General features: G+C 63.6%; 16 protein-coding genes and 1 tRNA gene. 15 read left to right on the plus strand and 2 right to left on the minus strand.

The genetic code is table 11. From position 1 onward, the window contains the following. Window positions 1-45: 45 nt before the first annotated feature. On the minus strand, window positions 46-1,413 hold the full coding sequence (locus MB818_RS15810; protein ID WP_238905709.1) for an FAD-dependent oxidoreductase: 1,368 nt from the start codon (window positions 1,411-1,413) through the stop codon (window positions 46-48). A 237-nt stretch (window positions 1,414-1,650) separates the two neighbouring features. On the opposite strand from MB818_RS15810, the gene MB818_RS15815 reads away from it, so the two are divergent. From MB818_RS15815 to MB818_RS15885, 15 genes are all read left to right on the plus strand, one after another. Next, the gene (locus MB818_RS15815) at window positions 1,651-2,526 is read left to right on the plus strand and encodes a DeoR/GlpR family DNA-binding transcription regulator (protein ID WP_234145632.1); all 876 of its coding nucleotides are present in this window, start codon (window positions 1,651-1,653) and stop codon (window positions 2,524-2,526) included. Beyond that, window positions 2,523-4,562 carry an ABC transporter substrate-binding protein gene (locus MB818_RS15820; protein ID WP_234237777.1) on the plus strand — a complete coding sequence of 680 codons (2,040 nt, stop codon included), beginning with the start codon at window positions 2,523-2,525 and terminating at the stop codon, window positions 4,560-4,562. The genes MB818_RS15815 and MB818_RS15820 overlap by 4 nt, the downstream gene beginning before the upstream one ends. A gap of 60 nt (window positions 4,563-4,622) precedes the next feature. After that, on the plus strand, window positions 4,623-5,627 hold the full coding sequence (locus MB818_RS15825) for an ABC transporter permease (protein WP_234176860.1): 1,005 nt from the start codon (window positions 4,623-4,625) through the stop codon (window positions 5,625-5,627). 4 nt (window positions 5,628-5,631) lie between these two features. Further along, window positions 5,632-6,756, plus strand: a complete 1,125-nt coding sequence (locus MB818_RS15830) for an ABC transporter permease (protein WP_234163931.1) — start codon at window positions 5,632-5,634, stop codon at window positions 6,754-6,756. Beyond that, complete coding sequence (locus tag MB818_RS15835) at window positions 6,753-7,748, plus strand: ABC transporter ATP-binding protein (RefSeq protein WP_234145634.1); 996 nt, start codon at window positions 6,753-6,755, stop codon at window positions 7,746-7,748. The genes MB818_RS15830 and MB818_RS15835 overlap by 4 nt, the downstream gene beginning before the upstream one ends. Continuing rightward, the gene (locus MB818_RS15840; RefSeq protein ID WP_234217522.1) at window positions 7,745-8,731 is read left to right on the plus strand and encodes an ABC transporter ATP-binding protein; all 987 of its coding nucleotides are present in this window, start codon (window positions 7,745-7,747) and stop codon (window positions 8,729-8,731) included. The genes MB818_RS15835 and MB818_RS15840 overlap by 4 nt, the downstream gene beginning before the upstream one ends. Before the next feature lie 148 nt (window positions 8,732-8,879). Continuing rightward, window positions 8,880-9,905: a type I glyceraldehyde-3-phosphate dehydrogenase gene (gap, locus tag MB818_RS15845; RefSeq protein WP_234217523.1), complete on the plus strand. Its 1,026-nt coding sequence runs from the start codon at window positions 8,880-8,882 to the stop codon at window positions 9,903-9,905. 81 nt (window positions 9,906-9,986) lie between these two features. Next, window positions 9,987-10,358: a winged helix-turn-helix domain-containing protein gene (locus MB818_RS15850; RefSeq protein ID WP_238905711.1), complete on the plus strand. Its 372-nt coding sequence runs from the start codon at window positions 9,987-9,989 to the stop codon at window positions 10,356-10,358. Between the two features lie 65 nt (window positions 10,359-10,423). After that, window positions 10,424-11,173 (plus strand): molybdate ABC transporter substrate-binding protein, encoded by a 750-nt coding sequence (gene modA / locus MB818_RS15855; RefSeq protein ID WP_238905713.1) that lies wholly within the window; start codon window positions 10,424-10,426, stop codon window positions 11,171-11,173. 3 nt (window positions 11,174-11,176) lie between these two features. Then, entirely contained in the window at window positions 11,177-11,869 is a 693-nt protein-coding gene (modB, locus tag MB818_RS15860) for a molybdate ABC transporter permease subunit (protein ID WP_238905715.1), read from the plus strand. Beyond that, window positions 11,866-12,945 (plus strand): molybdenum ABC transporter ATP-binding protein, encoded by a 1,080-nt coding sequence (gene modC / locus MB818_RS15865; protein WP_238905717.1) that lies wholly within the window; start codon window positions 11,866-11,868, stop codon window positions 12,943-12,945. Before modB ends, modC begins: the two co-directional genes overlap by 4 nt. Window positions 12,946-13,008: 63 nt before the next feature. After that, window positions 13,009-13,084: transfer RNA gene (locus tag MB818_RS15870), tRNA-Val, on the plus strand. A 329-nt stretch (window positions 13,085-13,413) separates the two neighbouring features. Then, window positions 13,414-13,659 carry a helix-turn-helix domain-containing protein gene (locus MB818_RS15875; protein ID WP_234140739.1) on the plus strand — a complete coding sequence of 82 codons (246 nt, stop codon included), beginning with the start codon at window positions 13,414-13,416 and terminating at the stop codon, window positions 13,657-13,659. A gap of 8 nt (window positions 13,660-13,667) precedes the next feature. After that, on the plus strand, window positions 13,668-14,231 hold the full coding sequence (locus MB818_RS15880) for a hypothetical protein (protein ID WP_234140738.1): 564 nt from the start codon (window positions 13,668-13,670) through the stop codon (window positions 14,229-14,231). A 124-nt stretch (window positions 14,232-14,355) separates the two neighbouring features. Further along, window positions 14,356-16,050: an acyl-CoA dehydrogenase family protein gene (locus MB818_RS15885; protein ID WP_234140737.1), complete on the plus strand. Its 1,695-nt coding sequence runs from the start codon at window positions 14,356-14,358 to the stop codon at window positions 16,048-16,050. 53 nt (window positions 16,051-16,103) lie between these two features. Here MB818_RS15885 and MB818_RS15890 read toward each other — a convergent pair whose 3' ends face one another. Further along, on the minus strand, window positions 16,104-17,489 hold the full coding sequence (locus MB818_RS15890; RefSeq protein WP_238905720.1) for a multicopper oxidase family protein: 1,386 nt from the start codon (window positions 17,487-17,489) through the stop codon (window positions 16,104-16,106). Window positions 17,490-17,562 lie beyond the last annotated feature (73 nt).

The raw sequence follows: 17,562 nt of genomic DNA on the forward strand, positions 1-17,562 counted from the left end.
GGAAACCAGATCAAAGGCCCCGCCACCCGGCGGGGCCTTTTTCGTTCAGTGGTGCCGCCCGCCCTGACGCTCCAGTTCCTGCTGGATCAGCAGCGGGTCGATTTCGTCCAGCGGGCGGTTCGATTTCACCGACAGCGCCGCCGCGATACCGGCCCCCTGTCCCGTCACCGCGCAGCAGGCCATGTTGCGGGTGGCCGCGTGGCTGATCCGGTCACCGCCGGTGATGCGCCCCGCGACCAGCAGGTTTTTCACCTTGCGCGGCAGCAGGTTGCGATAGGGCATCTGGAAATAGCGCCCCGTGGTGGGCAGGATCAGGATGCCGTAGCCATCAATGAACTCGGGGAAGATACCGATGGAATCCTCGAACCGACCCTGTTCGCGTACATCCGTCTCGGTCATGTTGTAAAGGCAATCGACCTTGCGGGTATCGCGGATACCGATCGACATGCCGAAGTTGCGCAGGCGAATATTCTCGCATCCGGGCGTATAGCGGCGCAGCGCCTCGATGGCCAGCATGGTCTGGCGGCGGCCCTCGATCTCGTAAGTGGTCAGGCTGTCGGGGTCGGTGCCGTCGCATCCATCGAGATGGATTAGGTTCATGTATGTGAGCTCGCCGGTGTCATGCACCGCGCCCCAGGTGCCCGAGATGGTGTTAAGGTGCGGCGGGATCAGCCCGTCGCGGATCGCCTGCTGGAACGGCTTCTTGAGGAAGGGCGAGAACATGTCATCCTCTTTCCCCGAGGTCTCGATATTCCACTCGCCGCCGCCCCAGTCCTTGTAGGTCTGCGGATCGGCCTTGATCCCGTCCATGAACCGCTGCTTGTCCACTCCGGCCAGATGAAACATGACCGAGGCCGCCATCATCTGTTCCGCAGGCGTCTTGTGAACGGGCGCTCCGGCGCGGGCCACGACGTCGGCATCGCCGGTGGCGTCGATCACCCGCTTGGCCAGGATCGCCTCGCGCCCGGATTTCGATTCGGTGACGATGCCGATGATCGTGTCGCCCTCCATCAGGGGTGCCACAAAGAAGCGGTGCAGCATGGGGCGGATAGCGGGCTCGTCCAGCACCATCCGGTCGGCGACCAGCTTGAACCCCTCGCTGTCGATCTCGTGACTCAGCGACTGGCTTTCGGGCACGGCGGCCCCCATTTCCTTGGCCTTCTCCTCGAACTCGCGGGCGATGCCGTTGGATTCGATGGTCTGTTCGTGGCGATACCAGTGCATCCCCTCGACCCCGACGACGGTCAGGTTGCCGCCGAAACAGCCAAACCGTTCGACCAGCGTGACCTCGGCGCCAGCCCGTGCAGCTGCCAAGGCGGCAGGAAGGCCACCCGGCCCCGAGCCCACCACCAGCACATCGGTTTCATGTACGATGTCGATTTCGCGCGCCGGTTCGGAGATGCGTCTGGCCATATGTGCCCCTTGTCGAGAATCTGTTGAACGCTCGCCGCAGCTTTCGCCCAACCGAGACAGGTTCTCGTCGCCGGCGCGACCGATTCTCTTCCATTTGCGACGTTTTCTGTGCCCGACCGGGCGAACTGCCCGCAAAAAACATTCAGAGTTAACAGAAATAACACCCGTAAGTCATACGCCTGTTACACGTGTTTGTTTTTTGTGGATTAATGACGGCATTTGTGTGTTTCATTCCCCATGTCCGATGCAGACCCCAAACTCCCCCATCGGGGCCACGAGCTTCTCGACGTTCTCGCCCGCCTCGGCGGATCCGCGCGCAACGCCCAGATCGCGCAGGTGATGGACGTCTCAGAAGAGACGGTCCGCCGCCTGGTCAAAACCCTGGCCAAGCAGAGCAAGGTCGAACGGGTGCATGGCGGCACCTACCTGCGTGGCTCGCAGGACGCGCCGATGTACTCCGGCGCGCTGGAGCAGCAACCCAAGGAAAAGACCCGCATCGCCAAGGGTGTACTCGAACTGATCCGAGACGGCATGACCCTGTTCATCAATGTCGGTTCGACCACAACCTATGTCGCCGAACAGCTGCGGGAACGGCGCGACCTGACCGTGGTCACCAATTCGATCTCGACCGTCGCGTCGCTGGCAGAACACAATGGCAGCCGCGTGTTTCTTGCCGGGGGCGAGGTGTCGCGCTCGGAACGGGGGTGTTTTGGCCGTGCCACCGAGGAGTTTGCCCGCCAATTCGCCTTTGACGCTTTGGTGATCGGCGCCGATGCGCTGTCGCCGGAACTGGGCGTGCTTGCCGCCAATCCGCGCGAGGCCGATCTGACCCGCGCGCTATTGGGCAATGCCAGCCGGGTGATCGTGGCCGCCGATTTCCGCAAGTTCACCGCTCTTGCCCCCTGTATCGCCGCACCGCTGGAGGCGGTTACCGACCTGGTGACCGACGCCGCACCGCCGGATGCGCTGCAAGACGCTCTCGACCGTTGCGGGGTGGCTACGCACCTCGCAGCAAAATCGGGCCGTATCACGACCCGGACACCGCCGCCCCGGGACAAGGGGCACTCAAACACAAACCACAAAACGCTAACCATTCCGACGGAGGTCTCATGAAACGCATTCTTCTCTCCGGCGTCGCCGCCCTGGCCCTGCCCGGTGCTGCGCTTGCCGCCTGTCCCGCCGTGACCGTTGCCGACCCGATGGGTGTCGCCTCGGGCACCTTTCCGCAGCAATACGACCTGGCCGAGTTCCAGTCTGCTGCCGGCTGCACCATGGATTTTGCCGAAAACCCTGCGATTGGCGACCTGAACGCCCGCATCAAGGGCAACCCCGCTCTGCCGCCGTTGGCCGAACGCCTGCCGTCCGAGCCGCTGGTTGTCGCTCCCTATGACGGGATCGGCCAGTATGGCGGTCAGTTCGACGCGCTGTCGAACGCCACCGAATCCGGCACCTCGGATTTCCTTTCGGTGCGCCATGTGAACCTGTTCCGCTATTCGGACGACCTGCAAACCGTGGTGCCGAATGTCGCCAAGTCCTGGGAATGGAACGGGGATTTCACCCAGCTGACGGTGCATCTGCGTGCCGGTCACAAATGGTCGGATGGCGCGCCCTTTACCGCCGCCGACGTGGTGTTCTGGTATGACAACCTGATGATGGACACCAATGTCATGGCCGAGCCCAAGGACTATGCCCTGGCCGGTGGCAAGCCGATGAAGGTCGAGGCTGTCGATGACACCACCGTCCGGTTCACGCTGGAAGCGCCCAAGCCGGGCCTGATCGAGACCTTCTCGTTCACCTATGTGCAGCCCTTCCAACCCAAGCATTTCTTTGGACAGTTCCACCCGGCGCTGGATGCCAACGCGGACGCCAATGCGCAGGCACTCGGCTATGAAAACGGGTATGAGCTGATCAAGGCCTATTACGGCAACTCGGACTGGATGGACACGCCCTCGCCCATGCTGACGGCGGGCGACAAGCTGGCCGGGCTGCCCAAGGACACCATGCCGACGCTGGAAAGCCATATCCTGGTGAAGGAAACCACCGAGGGCCGGCACTATGTCGCGAACCCCTATTTCTTCCAGGTGGACACGGCGGGCAACCAGCTGCCCTATATCTCGGAAATGGACGAGACCTATGTGGGCGACGAAGAAGTCCGCACGCTGAAACTGTTGAACGGCGAGGTGGATTACAAGTCGCAGGCGGTCAACCTGACCCAGGCGCCGGTGCTGCTGGAAGGCCAGGAAAAGGGTAACTACACCGTCGACGTGAAACCGGGCATCGCCAGCGCGACGCTGACCTTCAACGTCACCTCCGAGGACATGGGCAAGCGCGCCGTCTTCAACGATGTGCGGTTCCGTACCGCCATGTCGGTGGCCATCGACCGCGATCAGCTGAACGAGGTGGTGGCATTTGGCCTGGGAACGCCCAACCAGTATATCGGCTTCTCGCCGCGCCCCGATTTCATCGACGAGAAATGGTCGAACCACGAGATCGCCTTTGACCCCGACCGCGCCCGCGCCCTGCTGGACGAGATCGGCCTGGTCGACAAGGATGGCGACGGTGACCGTGACCTGCCCAATGGCGACCCGTTCGTTCTGGACTGGCAGTTCTCGACCCAGGCCAGTTCCTCGCAGCTGGTGGAACTGATCGCGCAGAACTGGACCGAAGTAGGCGTGACCACCACCATCAAGGAAGTTACCTCGGATGAATACCGCTCGTCGCAATCAGCCAATACGCTGGACGTGATGATGTGGGGCAAGGGCCAGCCTGCCGGTTCGATCCTGGGCGATGGCGAGATTTGGGTGCCGCCGTTTGACGGCTATTTCGACGTGCGCACCGGCATGCTCTGGGCCGAGTGGATCAGCTCGAACGGATCCGCCGGGGTGGAACCCCCCGCATGGGTGGCCGAGTTGAAAGGCGAACTGGACACCTACCAGTCGAGTGCACCGGGCACCGAAGCCTCGATTGCCGCCGCGCAGAAAATGGTCGAGATCATGACCGGCCAGGTCCTGTTCATCGGCACCATCAACGCCCCGGCCCCGGTCTATCACTCGAACAAGCTCAAGAACTTCCCCGAGTTCAAGACGCAGTCCTACGAGTTCTATCGGACCTATCCCTATCGCCCCGCCCAGTGGTGGCTGAGCGAATAAGGACGCCTTGGAAACGGGCGGCGCGGCTGCCCGTTTCCCCTTCCCTTCAACGAGGTCTCGATGCTTCATTTCGCGCGCTTCGCCGCCACACGGGCGGTCATGGCATTCGTCACTCTGGTGATCGTGTCGCTGATCGTCTTTTCGCTGATGGAGCTGGTGCCCGGCGACTGTGCCGAGCGTTACCTCGCCTACAAGAATACCCAAGGCTCCGCCATCACGCTGGCCGATATCGCGGCCGAGCGCGCCCGGCTTGGGCTGGATCAACCATTCCTGACCCGCTGGACCAGCTGGCTGGCCGGCGCGTTCCAGGGCGATTTCGGCGATAGCTGCATCCTGCGCGTCGATATTGCGCAACTCTTGGGCGACAAGTTCTGGATCTCGCTCTGGATATGTCTCGGCGCGCTGTTCGTGGCCTATATGATCGCCATTCCGGTCGGCATCATCTCGGCCGCCTCGCGCAATCCGTACCTGAACAACTCGCTGCGCGTGGTCAGCTATCTGGGGCTGGCGATGCCGAACTTTCTGCTGGCGCTGATGGTGATGCTGATCTCGACCGTCTATTTCGGCGAGACGCTGACGGGCCTGTTTTCGCCCGAATACAAGGAGGCGCCCTGGTCGGTGGACCGGGTGCTGGACCTGCTGAAACACGCCTGGCTGCCGGTGTTTATCCTGGGTTGGTCGGCCACCGCCTTTGCCCTGCAAACGGTGCGCGCGCTGATGTCGGACGAGATTGGCAAGCTTTACGTCACCGCCGCCGCCGCGCGCGGGCTTTATGGCCGGCGCCTGTTGTGGCGCTATCCGGCGCGGCACGCGCTGGGGCCGATTGTCAATTCGCTGGGTTTCGACCTCAACCGTATCTTCAACGAACTGCCCATCGTGGCGCTGATCCTGACCCTGACCGAGGCCGGATCGCTGCTGCTCGAAGCCCTGGCGCGCTCGAACGACCAGCAACTGGCGGGCGCCATCATTTTCCTTCTGACCGCCTCGATCGTGACGTTGAACTTTGCCACCGACATTCTGCTGGCGGTGATCGACCCGCGCGTGCGCAAGAGCATCCTGAGGTGATCCGATGACAGCCCCAAGCCAGACCGCCAAGGAAGCCTATTTCACCGCCTCGCAGCGGCAGTTGATCTGGGCACGTTTCAAGAAACAGCGCGCCGCCATGGTGGCGGCCACCGTGTTGGTGGTACTGATCCTGTCGGGCCTCTTTGCCCCCTTCCTGTCACCCTATGACCCCACGGTCGCGGGACGCGACAAGGATTATCTGAACGGCGCGCCGCAGGTACCGAAGTTCTGCGACAAGAACGGCTGCTCGCTGCGCCCCTTCCTGCATACGGTCACCCGTGAACGCTCGCTTGCCACCAATTTCCGCTGGGTGGAAAAGGTGAACGAGGATGAACGGCGCTATGTGCAGTTCTTCGTTCAGGGCGACAGTTACAAGCTCTTTGGCTTCATCCCCGGCAACATCCACCTGTTCGGCATGGATCAGGGCTATGTCCACCTGTTCGGCACGGACAGCGCGGGCAAGGATATCTTCAGCCGCACCCTGCACGCGGTCTGGACCTCGCTTCAGGTCGGAACGCTAGGGGTTCTGATCTCGTTCGTGCTGGCGCTCGCCATCGGCGGGATCGCGGGCTATTACGGCGGCATGGTGGACAGCGTGATCCAGATGGTGACGGATGCGGTCCGAACCATACCCTCGATCCCGCTCTTCATGGCCATCGCCGCTTTCATCCCGCCGGAATGGTCGGCCGAGACGCGGTTCTTTGTCATTACCCTGATCCTTGGGCTGGTGGGCTGGCCGACGCTGGCGCGGCGGGTGCGCACCCATCTCTTGACCGAGCGCAATCAGGAATACGTGCTGGCAGCCCAGCTGTGCGGCGCCTCGCCCAGCCACATCATCCGGCGCCACCTGCTGCCCAGTTTCACCAGTTACATCATCGTCGATCTGGTGATCTCGTTTCCTTATGTCGTGCTCAGCGAAACCGCGCTCAGCTTCATCGGGCTTGGCCTCAAGGACCCGGTCAACAGCCTGGGCGTGATGTTGCAGAACGTGACCAAGGCCGACGTGCTGCTGAACTATCAGTGGTATTTCATCCCGGTCCTGTTCTTCATCGCGCTGGTCATGGCCTTTGTCTTTGTCGGCGACGGGCTGCGCGACGCGGCCGATCCCTATTCGGAGAGCCGCAAATGAGCCTGATCGACGTCGAGAACCTGACGCTGCAATTCCGCACCGACGAGGGGCTGATCACCGCGGTCGAGGATGTGTCGTTCTCGCTCGCCCCGGGCGAGGTTATGGGGCTGGTGGGCGAAAGCGGTTCGGGCAAATCGGTGACGGCCAAGGCGCTGATGAAACTGAACGCCGCCAATGCCGTCTATGACCCCGCCACCCGGATCACCCTGCACCTGGACAGCGGGCCGGTGGATGTGATGTCGCTGAAGCGCCCGCGCGACATGGAGATCGTGCGCGGCGGCGCTGTCAGCATGATCTTTCAGGAACCGATGGCCAGCTTTGCGCCAGCGATGACCATCGGCAGCCAGATGGTTGAACAGCTGCTGATCCACACCGATCTGAGCAAACGCGCCGCGCGCGACCTGTCGATCGAGATGCTCGACCGCGTCGGCATCTCGGACGCGGCCAGCCGGTTCAACCAATACGCGTTCGAACTGTCGGGCGGCATGCGCCAGCGCGCGATGATCGCCATGGCACTGTCGACGCGGCCTAAGCTCCTGATCGCCGACGAACCGACCACGGCGCTGGATGTGACCATCCAGGCGCAGGTGATCGACCTGATGAAGGATCTGGTGGCCGAGTTCGGCATGGGCATCATCTTTATCACCCATGACCTTGGCGTGGTGGCGCAGACCGCTGACAAGGTGGCGGTGATGTATCTGGGCCGCATGGTCGAACAGGGCCCGGTGCGCGAGGTGATCCGAAACCCGCGCCACCCCTATACCCGTGGCCTGATCGACGCGCTGCCGCAACTGGACGATCTGGACAAACCCTTGATGCCGGTGCCGGGCGACATCCCCTCGCCTCTGGAACGGCCCGAGGGCTGCGTGTTCCACACCCGCTGCACCCGGATCATCGGCGATATCTGCCGCACGGCAGTGCCCGGCTGGGCCGATACCGGCCCGGATCACCGCACCGCCTGTCATCTCTGCCATCAGGACACCGCCGCATGACCGAGGAACTGCTGATCGAGACCCGCGACCTGACGGTGGGCTTTCCCGTGGGCGGGCGTCTCTTCAACAAGAAGACGCTCAAGGCGGTGGACGGGATATCCATCGGCATTCCGCGCGGGTCGTTCTTTGGCGTGGTGGGCGAAAGCGGCTCGGGCAAGACCACGCTGGGCCGGGCGCTGCTCAACGCGGTGCCGATCACCGGCGGCCATGCAACCTATGACGATGGCGAGGTGCGTTACGACCTCGCCACCCTGTCGGGCGGTGAGTTGAAGGATTACCGCAAACGCGCGCAACTGATCTTTCAGGACCCTTATGCCGCGCTCAGCCCGCGAATGACGGTGCGAGACATCATCGCCGAACCGCTTGAGGTGATGGGGCTGACCGCCTCGCGCGAGGAGACCGACACCCGCGTGCGCGAGATCGCGGCGAAATGCCGGTTGAACCTGGAACATCTGCGGCGCTTTCCGCATGCCTTCTCTGGCGGGCAGCGGCAGCGGATCTCAATCGCGCGCGCGCTGGTGTCGGGGCCGCGTTTCGTGGTTGCCGATGAATCCGTCGCGGCGCTGGATGTGTCGATCCAGGCCGATATCCTGAACCTGCTGAAAAACCTCCAATCCGAGCTGGGCCTGACCTATATGTTCATCAGCCACGATCTGAGCGTGGTGGCCCATAGCTGCGACCATGTGGCGGTGATGTATCTGGGTCGGATTGTGGAAAGCGCGCCGACCCGCAAGCTGTTTGCGGCGCCGCGCCACCCCTATACCAAGGCGCTGTTTTCAGCGATCCCGTCGCTCGACCCCGATGACCGGGACCGTGCGCAAAAGCTTGAGGGTGAGATCCCCTCTCCCACCAACCAGCCCCCTGGGTGCAAGTTCCACACCCGCTGCCCGCATGCGACGGATCTGTGCAAGACCCGCGAACCCGTGTTGCAAACAGAGGGCGGCCACGCGGTTGCCTGCCACCGCTGGCAAGAGCTTCTTTAGACCGAGGTTATCAAGAGCGTTGCGCTGCAGGATCGCCTGACCAGGTCAGGCGCCCCCTTCACCTGTCCCAGAAAGCGGTTGCTTTTTCGATTTGTTAGCGCTAACAGATTCTCAACCGAGCCAACCGGGCACATCGATGGAGGACGGCATGACACTGAAAGTGGCAATCAACGGCTTTGGCCGCATCGGGCGCGGGGTGCTGCGGGCGCTGGTCGAAAGCGGCGCCGAGGATATCGAGGTGGTGGCGATCAACGACCTTGCCAGCCCCGAAACGCTGGCACATCTGCTGAAATACGACAGCGTGCATGGCCGTCTGCGGGCGCGGGTACTGGTCGAGGGCGACCGCATGATCGTGGGCCGCAACAGCATCCGCCTGACAGCGATCCGCAACCCCGAGGATCTGCCCTGGTCCGATGTCGATATTGCCTATGAATGCACCGGGCTGTTCACTGCGCGCGAACAGGCCGCGCGGCATCTTGAGAACGGGTCGAAACGGGTGCTGATCTCGGCCCCCGGCAAGGATGCGGACCGTACCGTGGTCTTTGGCGTCAACGACAATACGCTGACCGCTGACGATCTGATCGTGTCCAATGCCTCGTGCACCACCAATTGCCTGGCGCCGATGGCGATGGTGCTGGACCGCGCCTTTGGCATCAAGACCGGCTACATGACCACCATTCACGCCTATACCGGCGACCAGCCGACCCATGACACCGCCCATCGCGATCTCTATCGCGCGCGGGCGGCCTCGGTGTCTATGATCCCCACCTCGACCGGCGCGGCACGGGCCATTTCCGAGGTGCTGCCGCATCTCAAGGGCCGGCTCGAAGGCTCGGCGATCCGGGTGCCCACCCCGAATGTCTCGCTGGTCGATCTGAGCTTTGTGCCCGAACGCCCGGCCACCCGCGAGGCGGTGAACGCCGCTATCCGCGCCGCCGCCGAGGGGCCGCTGGCCGGTATCCTTGCCTATGAAGAGGATCCGCTGGTCTCGGTCGATTTCAACCACGACAGCCACTCCTCGTGCTTTGCCGCCGCCCAGACAAGCGTCACCGCCGACGGGCTGGTGCGCGTGGTCAGCTGGTATGACAACGAATGGGGCTTTTCCAACCGGATGCTGGATACCGGGCGCCGGATCGGCGCGTTGCTGATCGCTCCCCAGCGGTTGGCGGGTTGAGCCATCTGGCCGGGCCCTGTTCCCTCTCATCCGGGTCCGGCCTCTCTTGCACCCGCGCGGATGACGCGCCAGACTCGGGCTATGAGCGACACGCGCCCGCCCCCTGCCTACAAGCTGCGCCTCGTTTTTGGCGAAACCGGCATGATTGGCCCGGGCAAGGCGGCGTTGCTGGACCATATCGCGCAGACCGGTTCGATCGCGGCGGCGGGGCGCGCGATGGGGATGAGTTACAAGCGGGCCTGGCAATTGGTCGAGACGATGAATGCCATGTTCCGTGACCCGGTGGTGACGCGCGCCCGAGGCGGCGCCCAAGGTGGCAGTGCCACGCTTACCCCGACCGGACAGGAGGTTCTGGCCGCCTATCGCCGGTTCGAAACCGCCTGCCACAAAGCGGGCGCCCCACATGCGAAGCAGCTGCAATCCCTGCTACGAAAGGACGAGACCGGCAGTTAGCCCTTGCACCCGCTGGCGCCCATAGCGATATTTCCGTCCAGACATATCGCCTGCCGGAGCCTCGCTTGCCATTTACCCTGTTCTTTCGTGCCCTGCTTTGCGCCCTGCTGCTTGCCGGACCTGCGCGCGCGGAACAGGTTACCGTCTTTGCGGCCGCCAGCCTGAAAACCGCGCTGGACGAGATCGCCGCCGGTTTCGAGGCGGCGACAGGCAACAGCGTTACCCTCTCTTTTGCGGGGTCCTCGGTTCTGGCGCGGCAGATCGGGCTGGGTGCCCCGGCGCAGGTATTTGTCTCGGCCAATCCCGGCTGGATGGACTGGTTGGCTGATCAGGGCCGGATCGACCCCACCAGCCGGCGCGACTTGGTGTCGAACCGGCTGGTCTTGGTCGCCCCGGTGGAACACGCTTCGTCGGACCCACTTAACGAACTGGCCGCCGGGACAGGGCGGATCGCCATGGCACTGGTCGACGCAGTACCGGCAGGGCAATACGGCAAGTCGGCACTGACCCAATTGGGGCTGTGGGAGCAGCTTTCGCCGCGGGTGGTCCAGACCGACAACGCCCGCGCCGCGCTGGCGCTGGTGGCCACCGGCGCCGTGCCCTTTGGCATCGTCTATGCCACCGATGCGCGCGCCGACCCGCGGGTCACTCAGCTGATGACCTTTGCCACCGACAGCCATCCGCCGATCCTCTATCCAGCCGCATTGGTCGCGGGGCAAGAGAATGCCGCGGCGCGTTCATTCCTTGTGCATCTATTTGGCACCGAGGCGCAGGCGGTCTTTGTCCGGCATGGTTTCCTGCCGGTGGAGGATTGACCGATGGACTGGCTCGGCCCCGATGAATGGCAGGCGGTGGCCCTGTCGCTGAAGGTCTCGGCCTGGGCCACGGCAGTGTCGCTTCCGCTGGCGCTGTTGGTGGCACATGCGTTGGCGCGCGGGCGGTTTCCGGGCAAGACGCTGCTCAACGGGCTGGTGCACCTGCCGCTGATCCTGCCCCCGGTGGTGACGGGCTATCTGCTGCTGCTCGGTTTCGGGCCGACTGGCACGCTGGGACAGGCGCTGGCTTCGGTTGGCCTGACACTGGCCTTTCACTGGACCGGGGCGGCGCTGGCTGCGGCAGTGATGGGCTTTCCGCTGATGGTCCGCGCCATCCGCCTGTCGATCGAAGCGGTTGACCCGAAGCTGGAACAGGCCGCCGCCACGCTGGGCGCCTCACGCATCTGGGTCTTTGCCACCGTCACCCTGCCCTTGATCCTGCCCGGCCTGATCGCCGGGGCGATCCTCGGCTTTGCCAAGGCGATGGGAGAGTTCGGGGCGACGATCACCTTTGTCTCGAACATACCCGGCCAGACCCAGACCGTGCCCTCGGCCATCTATGCCTTCTTGCAGGTTCCCGGCGGGGAGAGCGCTGCTGCGCGGCTGGTGATGATCTCGGTCGCGCTGGCGCTGGGGGCACTCCTGGCCTCCGAGGTACTGGCCCGGCGCGCCGCCAGACGGGTGGCCGGCACATGAAGCTCGAGGTCGAACTGCGCCATCCGATGCAGGGTTTCACTCTGGACGTGGCCTTTGCAGCGCCGCCTGGTCTGACCGTGTTGTTCGGGCGCTCGGGCAGCGGCAAGACCACGGTGATCAACGCGGTGGCCGGTCTCTTGAACCCCGAACGGGGGCGTGTCGCGCTAGGGGACCAAGTTCTACAGGATAGCGCCAGTCGAACCTGGCTGCCGCCGCATCGTCGGCGCATGGGTTATGTGTTTCAGGACGCCCGCCTGTTCCCGCATCTGACCGTGCGGCAGAACCTGGGATATGGTCGCTGGTTCTCGGGCCGGGCCGGGCCTGCCTCTCCGGCACAGGTGATCGAGATGCTGGGGATAGGCTCTTTGCTAGACCGCCGCCCCGGTGCCCTGTCGGGGGGAGAGCGTCAGCGGGTCGCGATCGGCCGCGCGCTCCTGTCCAATCCGCGCGCGATCCTGGCGGACGAACCGCTGGCCGCCCTGGACGAGGCACGCAAGGCCGAGATCCTGCCCTATCTGGAAAGGCTGCGTGACGAGACCCGGATTCCGATCCTCTATGTCAGCCACTCCGCCGCCGAGGTCGCCCGGCTGGCCACGACCGTCATCGTGCTACAGGACGGGCGCGTGATCCGACAGGGCAGCGCCGCCGAGGTGTTGGCCGACCCCGCCGTCACTCCGCTGGGCGCCCGCGCCGCGGGCGCGATCCTGACAGCGCGGGTGATTGCCCATCACACCGACGGCCTGACAGAGCTTGAGTCCGGGGGCGAACGCCTGTTCCTGCCCCGCATCGCGCAGCCCGTGGGCACGGAGCTGCGCCTGCGTATCCCGGCACAGGACGTGATCCTGTCCCGGCAGCGCCCCGAGGGGCTTTCGGCACTCAATATCCTGTCCGGTCATGTGGCGCAGATCCGCAGCGGTGACGGGCCGGGTGCGTTAGTCTCGGTATCCACCCGTGCGGGCACCGTTCTGGCCCGCATCACGCGACGGTCTGCTGCAACGCTGGAACTGCACGAAGGCACGCCCTGTCATGCGGTCGTCAAATCGGTCGCCATCGCACCCGAAGATATCGGCCGCTGACGGGCCGTGAACCACAAATGCCTCTTGCACCGGCATCGCGGCTTGGCTAAACCCGCGCGGCAAGGGTGATTAGCTCAGTTGGTAGAGCGCTTCGTTTACACCGAAGATGTCGGGAGTTCGAGTCTCTCATCACCCACCAGCCTCTTCTAAGAATTGGCAACCAACAGCAAGATTTTGCGTATCGGCCAGCTATCAACACATATGAAAAACCCGACACCTTTCGGTGCCGGGCGTGTATCTTGAAAGTGCCTATTGGCTGCCACCACTCACTCTAATCGCAGCCCTATTAGAGCCAACACCCTAGAGGTTTTCGATATTGTGTCAATATGATACTGATGCAAAACTTGGCATATAGGCCAGAATGCTATATTCGGTCGCAGATGTCATTTCATGACTCAAGAACAAGGATCGACACTCGGCATGCAGACTCTCTCAAAACTGGCGGAGCTGCGCCGACTATTGCATAGCATGGAACGCACACTTGGCCTGCAAGACCTGAGTCCTGTTGAGCGTGACATCTATTACGCGGCGAGTGAACTGTCAGAGAATGATCGCCGTGTCCGTACTGTCGGGCTGATCGAGCACGCACTTCTCGAAACCGTGTCGCGACCGACTTTCTTCCGTGCGCTTAAATCGCTGGTCAACAAAGGATACCTAACGCAATGCAGCACCATGAATCGGGGCTGCTATCTCGTGCGCTCTCCTGAAAGCTGATCCCGCGCATGGGTGACAAAGAAGGGAGTTTAGGCAGGCTTGGCGTTGAAACAGCTGTTGCTTCGAGCGCCTATTTTGCCACGATCCTGCTGACTTTTGAACTGGTCGTGCCGCTCCAGAACCTGGTCTTTCCCGAGTATTCCAGCCGCGCCAGCCTGCTGTTCCTGCCACATGGGGTGCGGGTTCTGTCCGCCTGGCTGCTGGGCTGGCGGGCGGTTCCGGCCCTGCTGCCCGGGGTGATCGCGGCATTTGCCTATGTCGGCGGCATGGATGTCTTGCTGCCCAGTCGGATGATCGCCATTGCCATTGCCGTGTGCACGGTCCCTCTCTGCTTGCACCTGCTTCGTGTCATCGGGCTGGACCTGTTTCCAAGCCAGGACCGCGCACCTTGCTGGCTCTGCGTGATGGGGGTGGGGATCGTGACCTCGCTGATCATCGCCAGCCTGACCAACATGGCCTTTGGCAGCGATCCGATCGAGGCGATCGCCTATCTGATCGGCGATATCTCTGGCCTTTTCTTTGGCATGCTGGCGCTGCTCTATGCCTTTCGCCTGTTGGGCCGGAGCGCCTGAGCGCTCCGCTGCGGCAGCAAAGTCGTCACGTAATTTTCGATCCATTTCCCTTCATTCTTCGCATTTTTGTTGCGCTGCATGTGCAAAATGATATGACCGGGACGACCCAGAGAGGATGTGATTCATGGCCCATGACGGACAGGACCCGATGACGATGACCACGCAAACCGTTCTTTTGCCCGACCTTCTCAGCCTGACCGGCGCGGCCCTTGCCCCGGTGGATGCGCTGTTCGAGCGCGCCCGCGACTCCGTGCGCGAGATGGTGAGCGAAGGCGGCCGTGTGTCCGGGGCCCTGATCGACGCCAATCAGACCGCCGCGCATGGCCTGTCCTGGCTGGCCACCTATCAGCAATCGCTGCGCCAGATGCAGCGCTGGGCCGAGGCGCTGCAGGCCGAGGGCAAGTTCGGCGAGATCGAACAGCTGATTCACCAGATCGCCTTTGGCGAGTACCTGCACCAGATGGCCGGTGGCATCCCGATGAACCAGGGCGAGGTGGTCCGGCTTCAGGATCTGGGCCTGGGTTGGGACGCCCTGTCGGGTTTCCAGGCCGCCGAAGTGCAGACCCTGATGGCGAAGGCCAACACACAGGCCGCCCGCACCCGTCTGGTCGAGCTGATGCAGGAGCAGGCCGGCGCCACCATGTTCGGCGCCTCTGGCCTGGACGAAGAGTTGGAGATGATCCGCGACCAGTTCCGCCGCTATGCGGTGGAAAAGGTCGAACCCTTTGCCCATGACTGGCACCTCAAGGACGAGCTGATCCCGATGGAGGTGATTGAGGAACTGGCCGAGATGGGCGTGTTCGGCCTGACCATCCCCGAGGAATTCGGTGGCTTTGGTCTGTCTAAGGCCTCGATGGTGGTGGTCTCCGAGGAACTCAGCCGCGGCTATATCGGCGTCGGCTCGCTGGGTACCCGGTCCGAGATCGCCGCCGAGCTGATCATCGCGGGCGGCACCGAGGAGCAGAAAGCCAGCTGGCTGCCCCGCATCGCCAGCGCCGAGATCCTGCCCACTGCTGTCTTTACCGAGCCGAACACCGGTTCCGACCTTGGCAGCCTGCGTACCCGCGCGGTCAAGGACGAGAACGGCGATTACAAGGTCACTGGCAACAAGACCTGGATCACCCATGCCGCGCGCACCCATGTGATGACGCTCTTGGCGCGCACCGATCCCAACACCACGGATTACCGCGGCCTCAGCATGTTCCTGGCTGAAAAAACGCCGGGTACCGATGCCGAGCCCTTCCCCACCCCCGGCATGACCGGAGGCGAGATCGAGGTTCTGGGCTATCGCGGCATGAAGGAATACGAGCTGGGCTTTGACGGGTTCCACGTCAAGGGCGAGAACCTGCTCGGCGGCGAAGAGGGCAAAGGCTTCAAACAGCTGATGGAGACCTTTGAAAGCGCCCGCATCCAGACCGCCGCCCGCGCCATCGGCGTGGCGCAATCGGCGCTGGATATCGCCATGCAATACGCCCAAGACCGCAAACAGTTCGGCCGCGCTCTCATTGCCTTCCCGCGCGTCTCCAGCAAGCTGGCGATGATGGCGGTCGAGATCATGATCGCGCGCCAGCTGACCTATTTCAGCGCCTGGGAAAAGGATCACGGTCACCGCTGCGATCTCGAGGCCGGGATGGCTAAGCTGCTGGGTGCCCGCGTGGCCTGGGCCGCCGCCGACAATGGTCTGCAGATCCATGGCGGTAACGGTTTTGCGCTGGAATACAAGATCAGCCGCGTGCTCTGCGATGCGCGCATCCTGAACATCTTTGAAGGGGCCGCCGAGATTCAGGCCCAGGTGATCGCCCGCCGCCTGCTGGGCTGAGCCAACTTCAACAATTTGAAAAGCCCGGCCCAGCGCCGGGCTTTTTCGTTGCCTCAGGTCACCCGCAGGAACCCTGTCAGCCCGGTCTTCTGATGTTCGATCACATGGCAGTGGAACGCCCAGTCGCCCGGATTGTCGGCCACCAGGGCGATGTCGATCACCTCGTCCTTCAACAGCAGCATCGTATCGGTCCAGAGCGGCGGCAGACTACGCCGGTTCGACGCGATCGGCACGAATGCCAGACCGTGCAGGTGGATCGGGTGTTGGTTGGGCGATTCGTTGCGCAGGCGTAAAACATAGCTCTTGCCGCGTTCCAGCACCGCCAGCGGCGCCGTGCCCGTCGCCCCATCACCAGCCCAGGGCGTGCGATTGATCGACCAGAACGTATAGCCCAGCGTGCCGCAGAACCCGTCATTGGGGGCATCCCCTTCGGGTGTCCAGCCAAAGACAAACTCGTGCAGTTCGGCGCGGTCGAGGTCGGGCTGGGCCAGCGGGTTTTGCGGCAGCGGTTTCAACTCGGCCAGATCGCGCTGGGGCCCGGAGCCAACAGCGCGCAGCCCGGCCATCAGCCGGGGCGGCTGGCCGGGCAGATCGGCCATCAGGCCGACCTGCCGCCCCTCCTCCACCGGCATAGCCACCGCCAGATCGACCCGTTGACCGGGCGCCAGCAACAGCGGCGCCCCCGCGCGCGGCACCGGCAGTTCGACGCTGACCGGGTGCCCATCCCAGGCGATGATCCGGGCCATACCGCCATCGAGATAGAGCTTGTAGATCCGCGTCGTGTCGGTATTGACCACCCGCAACCGCACCAAAGACCCGGCGCTGTGATCATAGACAGGCCCCTGCCGCCAGTTGGCGGTCTGCACATTGCCCATGGTACCGCCCCGTGCCGCGCCCCGCGCGGTAAAGGCCGGCAGGAAGGCATCCGCCGCGTCCAGCCGGAAATCGCGCAGATTTATGACCCCTTCGCTGTCAAACCCCGGATCCTCAGCCTCGGCGATCACCATCACCCCGGTCAGGCCATGGGCCATCTGTTCCATGGTCATGCAATGCGGGTGATACCAATAGGTGCCCGCATCGGGCGGGGTAAAGGCATAGGCGAACCCCTCGTCCGGGCCGATCGGCATCTGGGTCAGATAGGGCACCCCGTCCATCGCGTTGGCGATCCTCAGCCCGTGCCAATGCATCGCGGTGTACTCATCCAGAGAATTCCGCACGGTGAACCGCATCTCTTGCCCCTGCCGCCCGTACAGAACCGGCGGCGGCGCATCGGACGACAGGCTGACCATGCCCGCCGTCCGCTGGTGGCGCAGCTGGTAGGTCGCTTGCTGAACCACCAACTCCTGCACCCCGTGTGGGGCCATCGCGGACCCCAGACGCGCCAAGCCGGCGGCCCCCAACAGGGCGGCGCCTCCAAACAACAGATCGCGACGAAACATGCGACACCTCATTTCTGCAATTGGGAAAGAGGCCGGGCTGTCAGTTGGCTGGACCTGAGACACAGGCTGACAT

The organism is Ruegeria alba (genome assembly GCF_022321465.1).
Taxonomy (GTDB): domain Bacteria; phylum Pseudomonadota; class Alphaproteobacteria; order Rhodobacterales; family Rhodobacteraceae; genus Ruegeria_B; species Ruegeria_B alba.

Bases quoted from the DNA above. Each gene is read 5' to 3' on its own strand.
- MB818_RS15810 (WP_238905709.1), bottom strand. From the start codon at position 1,413: ATGGCCAGACGCATCTCCGAACCGGCGCGCGAAATCGACATCGTACAT.
- MB818_RS15815 (WP_234145632.1), top strand. From the start codon at position 1,651: ATGTCCGATGCAGACCCCAAACTCCCCCATCGGGGCCACGAGCTTCTC.
- MB818_RS15820 (WP_234237777.1), top strand. From the start codon at position 2,523: ATGAAACGCATTCTTCTCTCCGGCGTCGCCGCCCTGGCCCTGCCCGGT.
- MB818_RS15825 (WP_234176860.1), top strand. From the start codon at position 4,623: ATGCTTCATTTCGCGCGCTTCGCCGCCACACGGGCGGTCATGGCATTC.
- MB818_RS15830 (WP_234163931.1), top strand. From the start codon at position 5,632: ATGACAGCCCCAAGCCAGACCGCCAAGGAAGCCTATTTCACCGCCTCG.
- MB818_RS15835 (WP_234145634.1), top strand. From the start codon at position 6,753: ATGAGCCTGATCGACGTCGAGAACCTGACGCTGCAATTCCGCACCGAC.
- MB818_RS15840 (WP_234217522.1), top strand. From the start codon at position 7,745: ATGACCGAGGAACTGCTGATCGAGACCCGCGACCTGACGGTGGGCTTT.
- gap (WP_234217523.1), top strand. From the start codon at position 8,880: ATGACACTGAAAGTGGCAATCAACGGCTTTGGCCGCATCGGGCGCGGG.
- MB818_RS15850 (WP_238905711.1), top strand. From the start codon at position 9,987: ATGAGCGACACGCGCCCGCCCCCTGCCTACAAGCTGCGCCTCGTTTTT.
- modB (WP_238905715.1), top strand. From the start codon at position 11,177: ATGGACTGGCTCGGCCCCGATGAATGGCAGGCGGTGGCCCTGTCGCTG.
- modC (WP_238905717.1), top strand. From the start codon at position 11,866: ATGAAGCTCGAGGTCGAACTGCGCCATCCGATGCAGGGTTTCACTCTG.
- MB818_RS15875 (WP_234140739.1), top strand. From the start codon at position 13,414: ATGGAACGCACACTTGGCCTGCAAGACCTGAGTCCTGTTGAGCGTGAC.
- MB818_RS15880 (WP_234140738.1), top strand. From the start codon at position 13,668: ATGGGTGACAAAGAAGGGAGTTTAGGCAGGCTTGGCGTTGAAACAGCT.
- MB818_RS15885 (WP_234140737.1), top strand. From the start codon at position 14,356: ATGGCCCATGACGGACAGGACCCGATGACGATGACCACGCAAACCGTT.
- MB818_RS15890 (WP_238905720.1), bottom strand. From the start codon at position 17,489: ATGTTTCGTCGCGATCTGTTGTTTGGAGGCGCCGCCCTGTTGGGGGCC.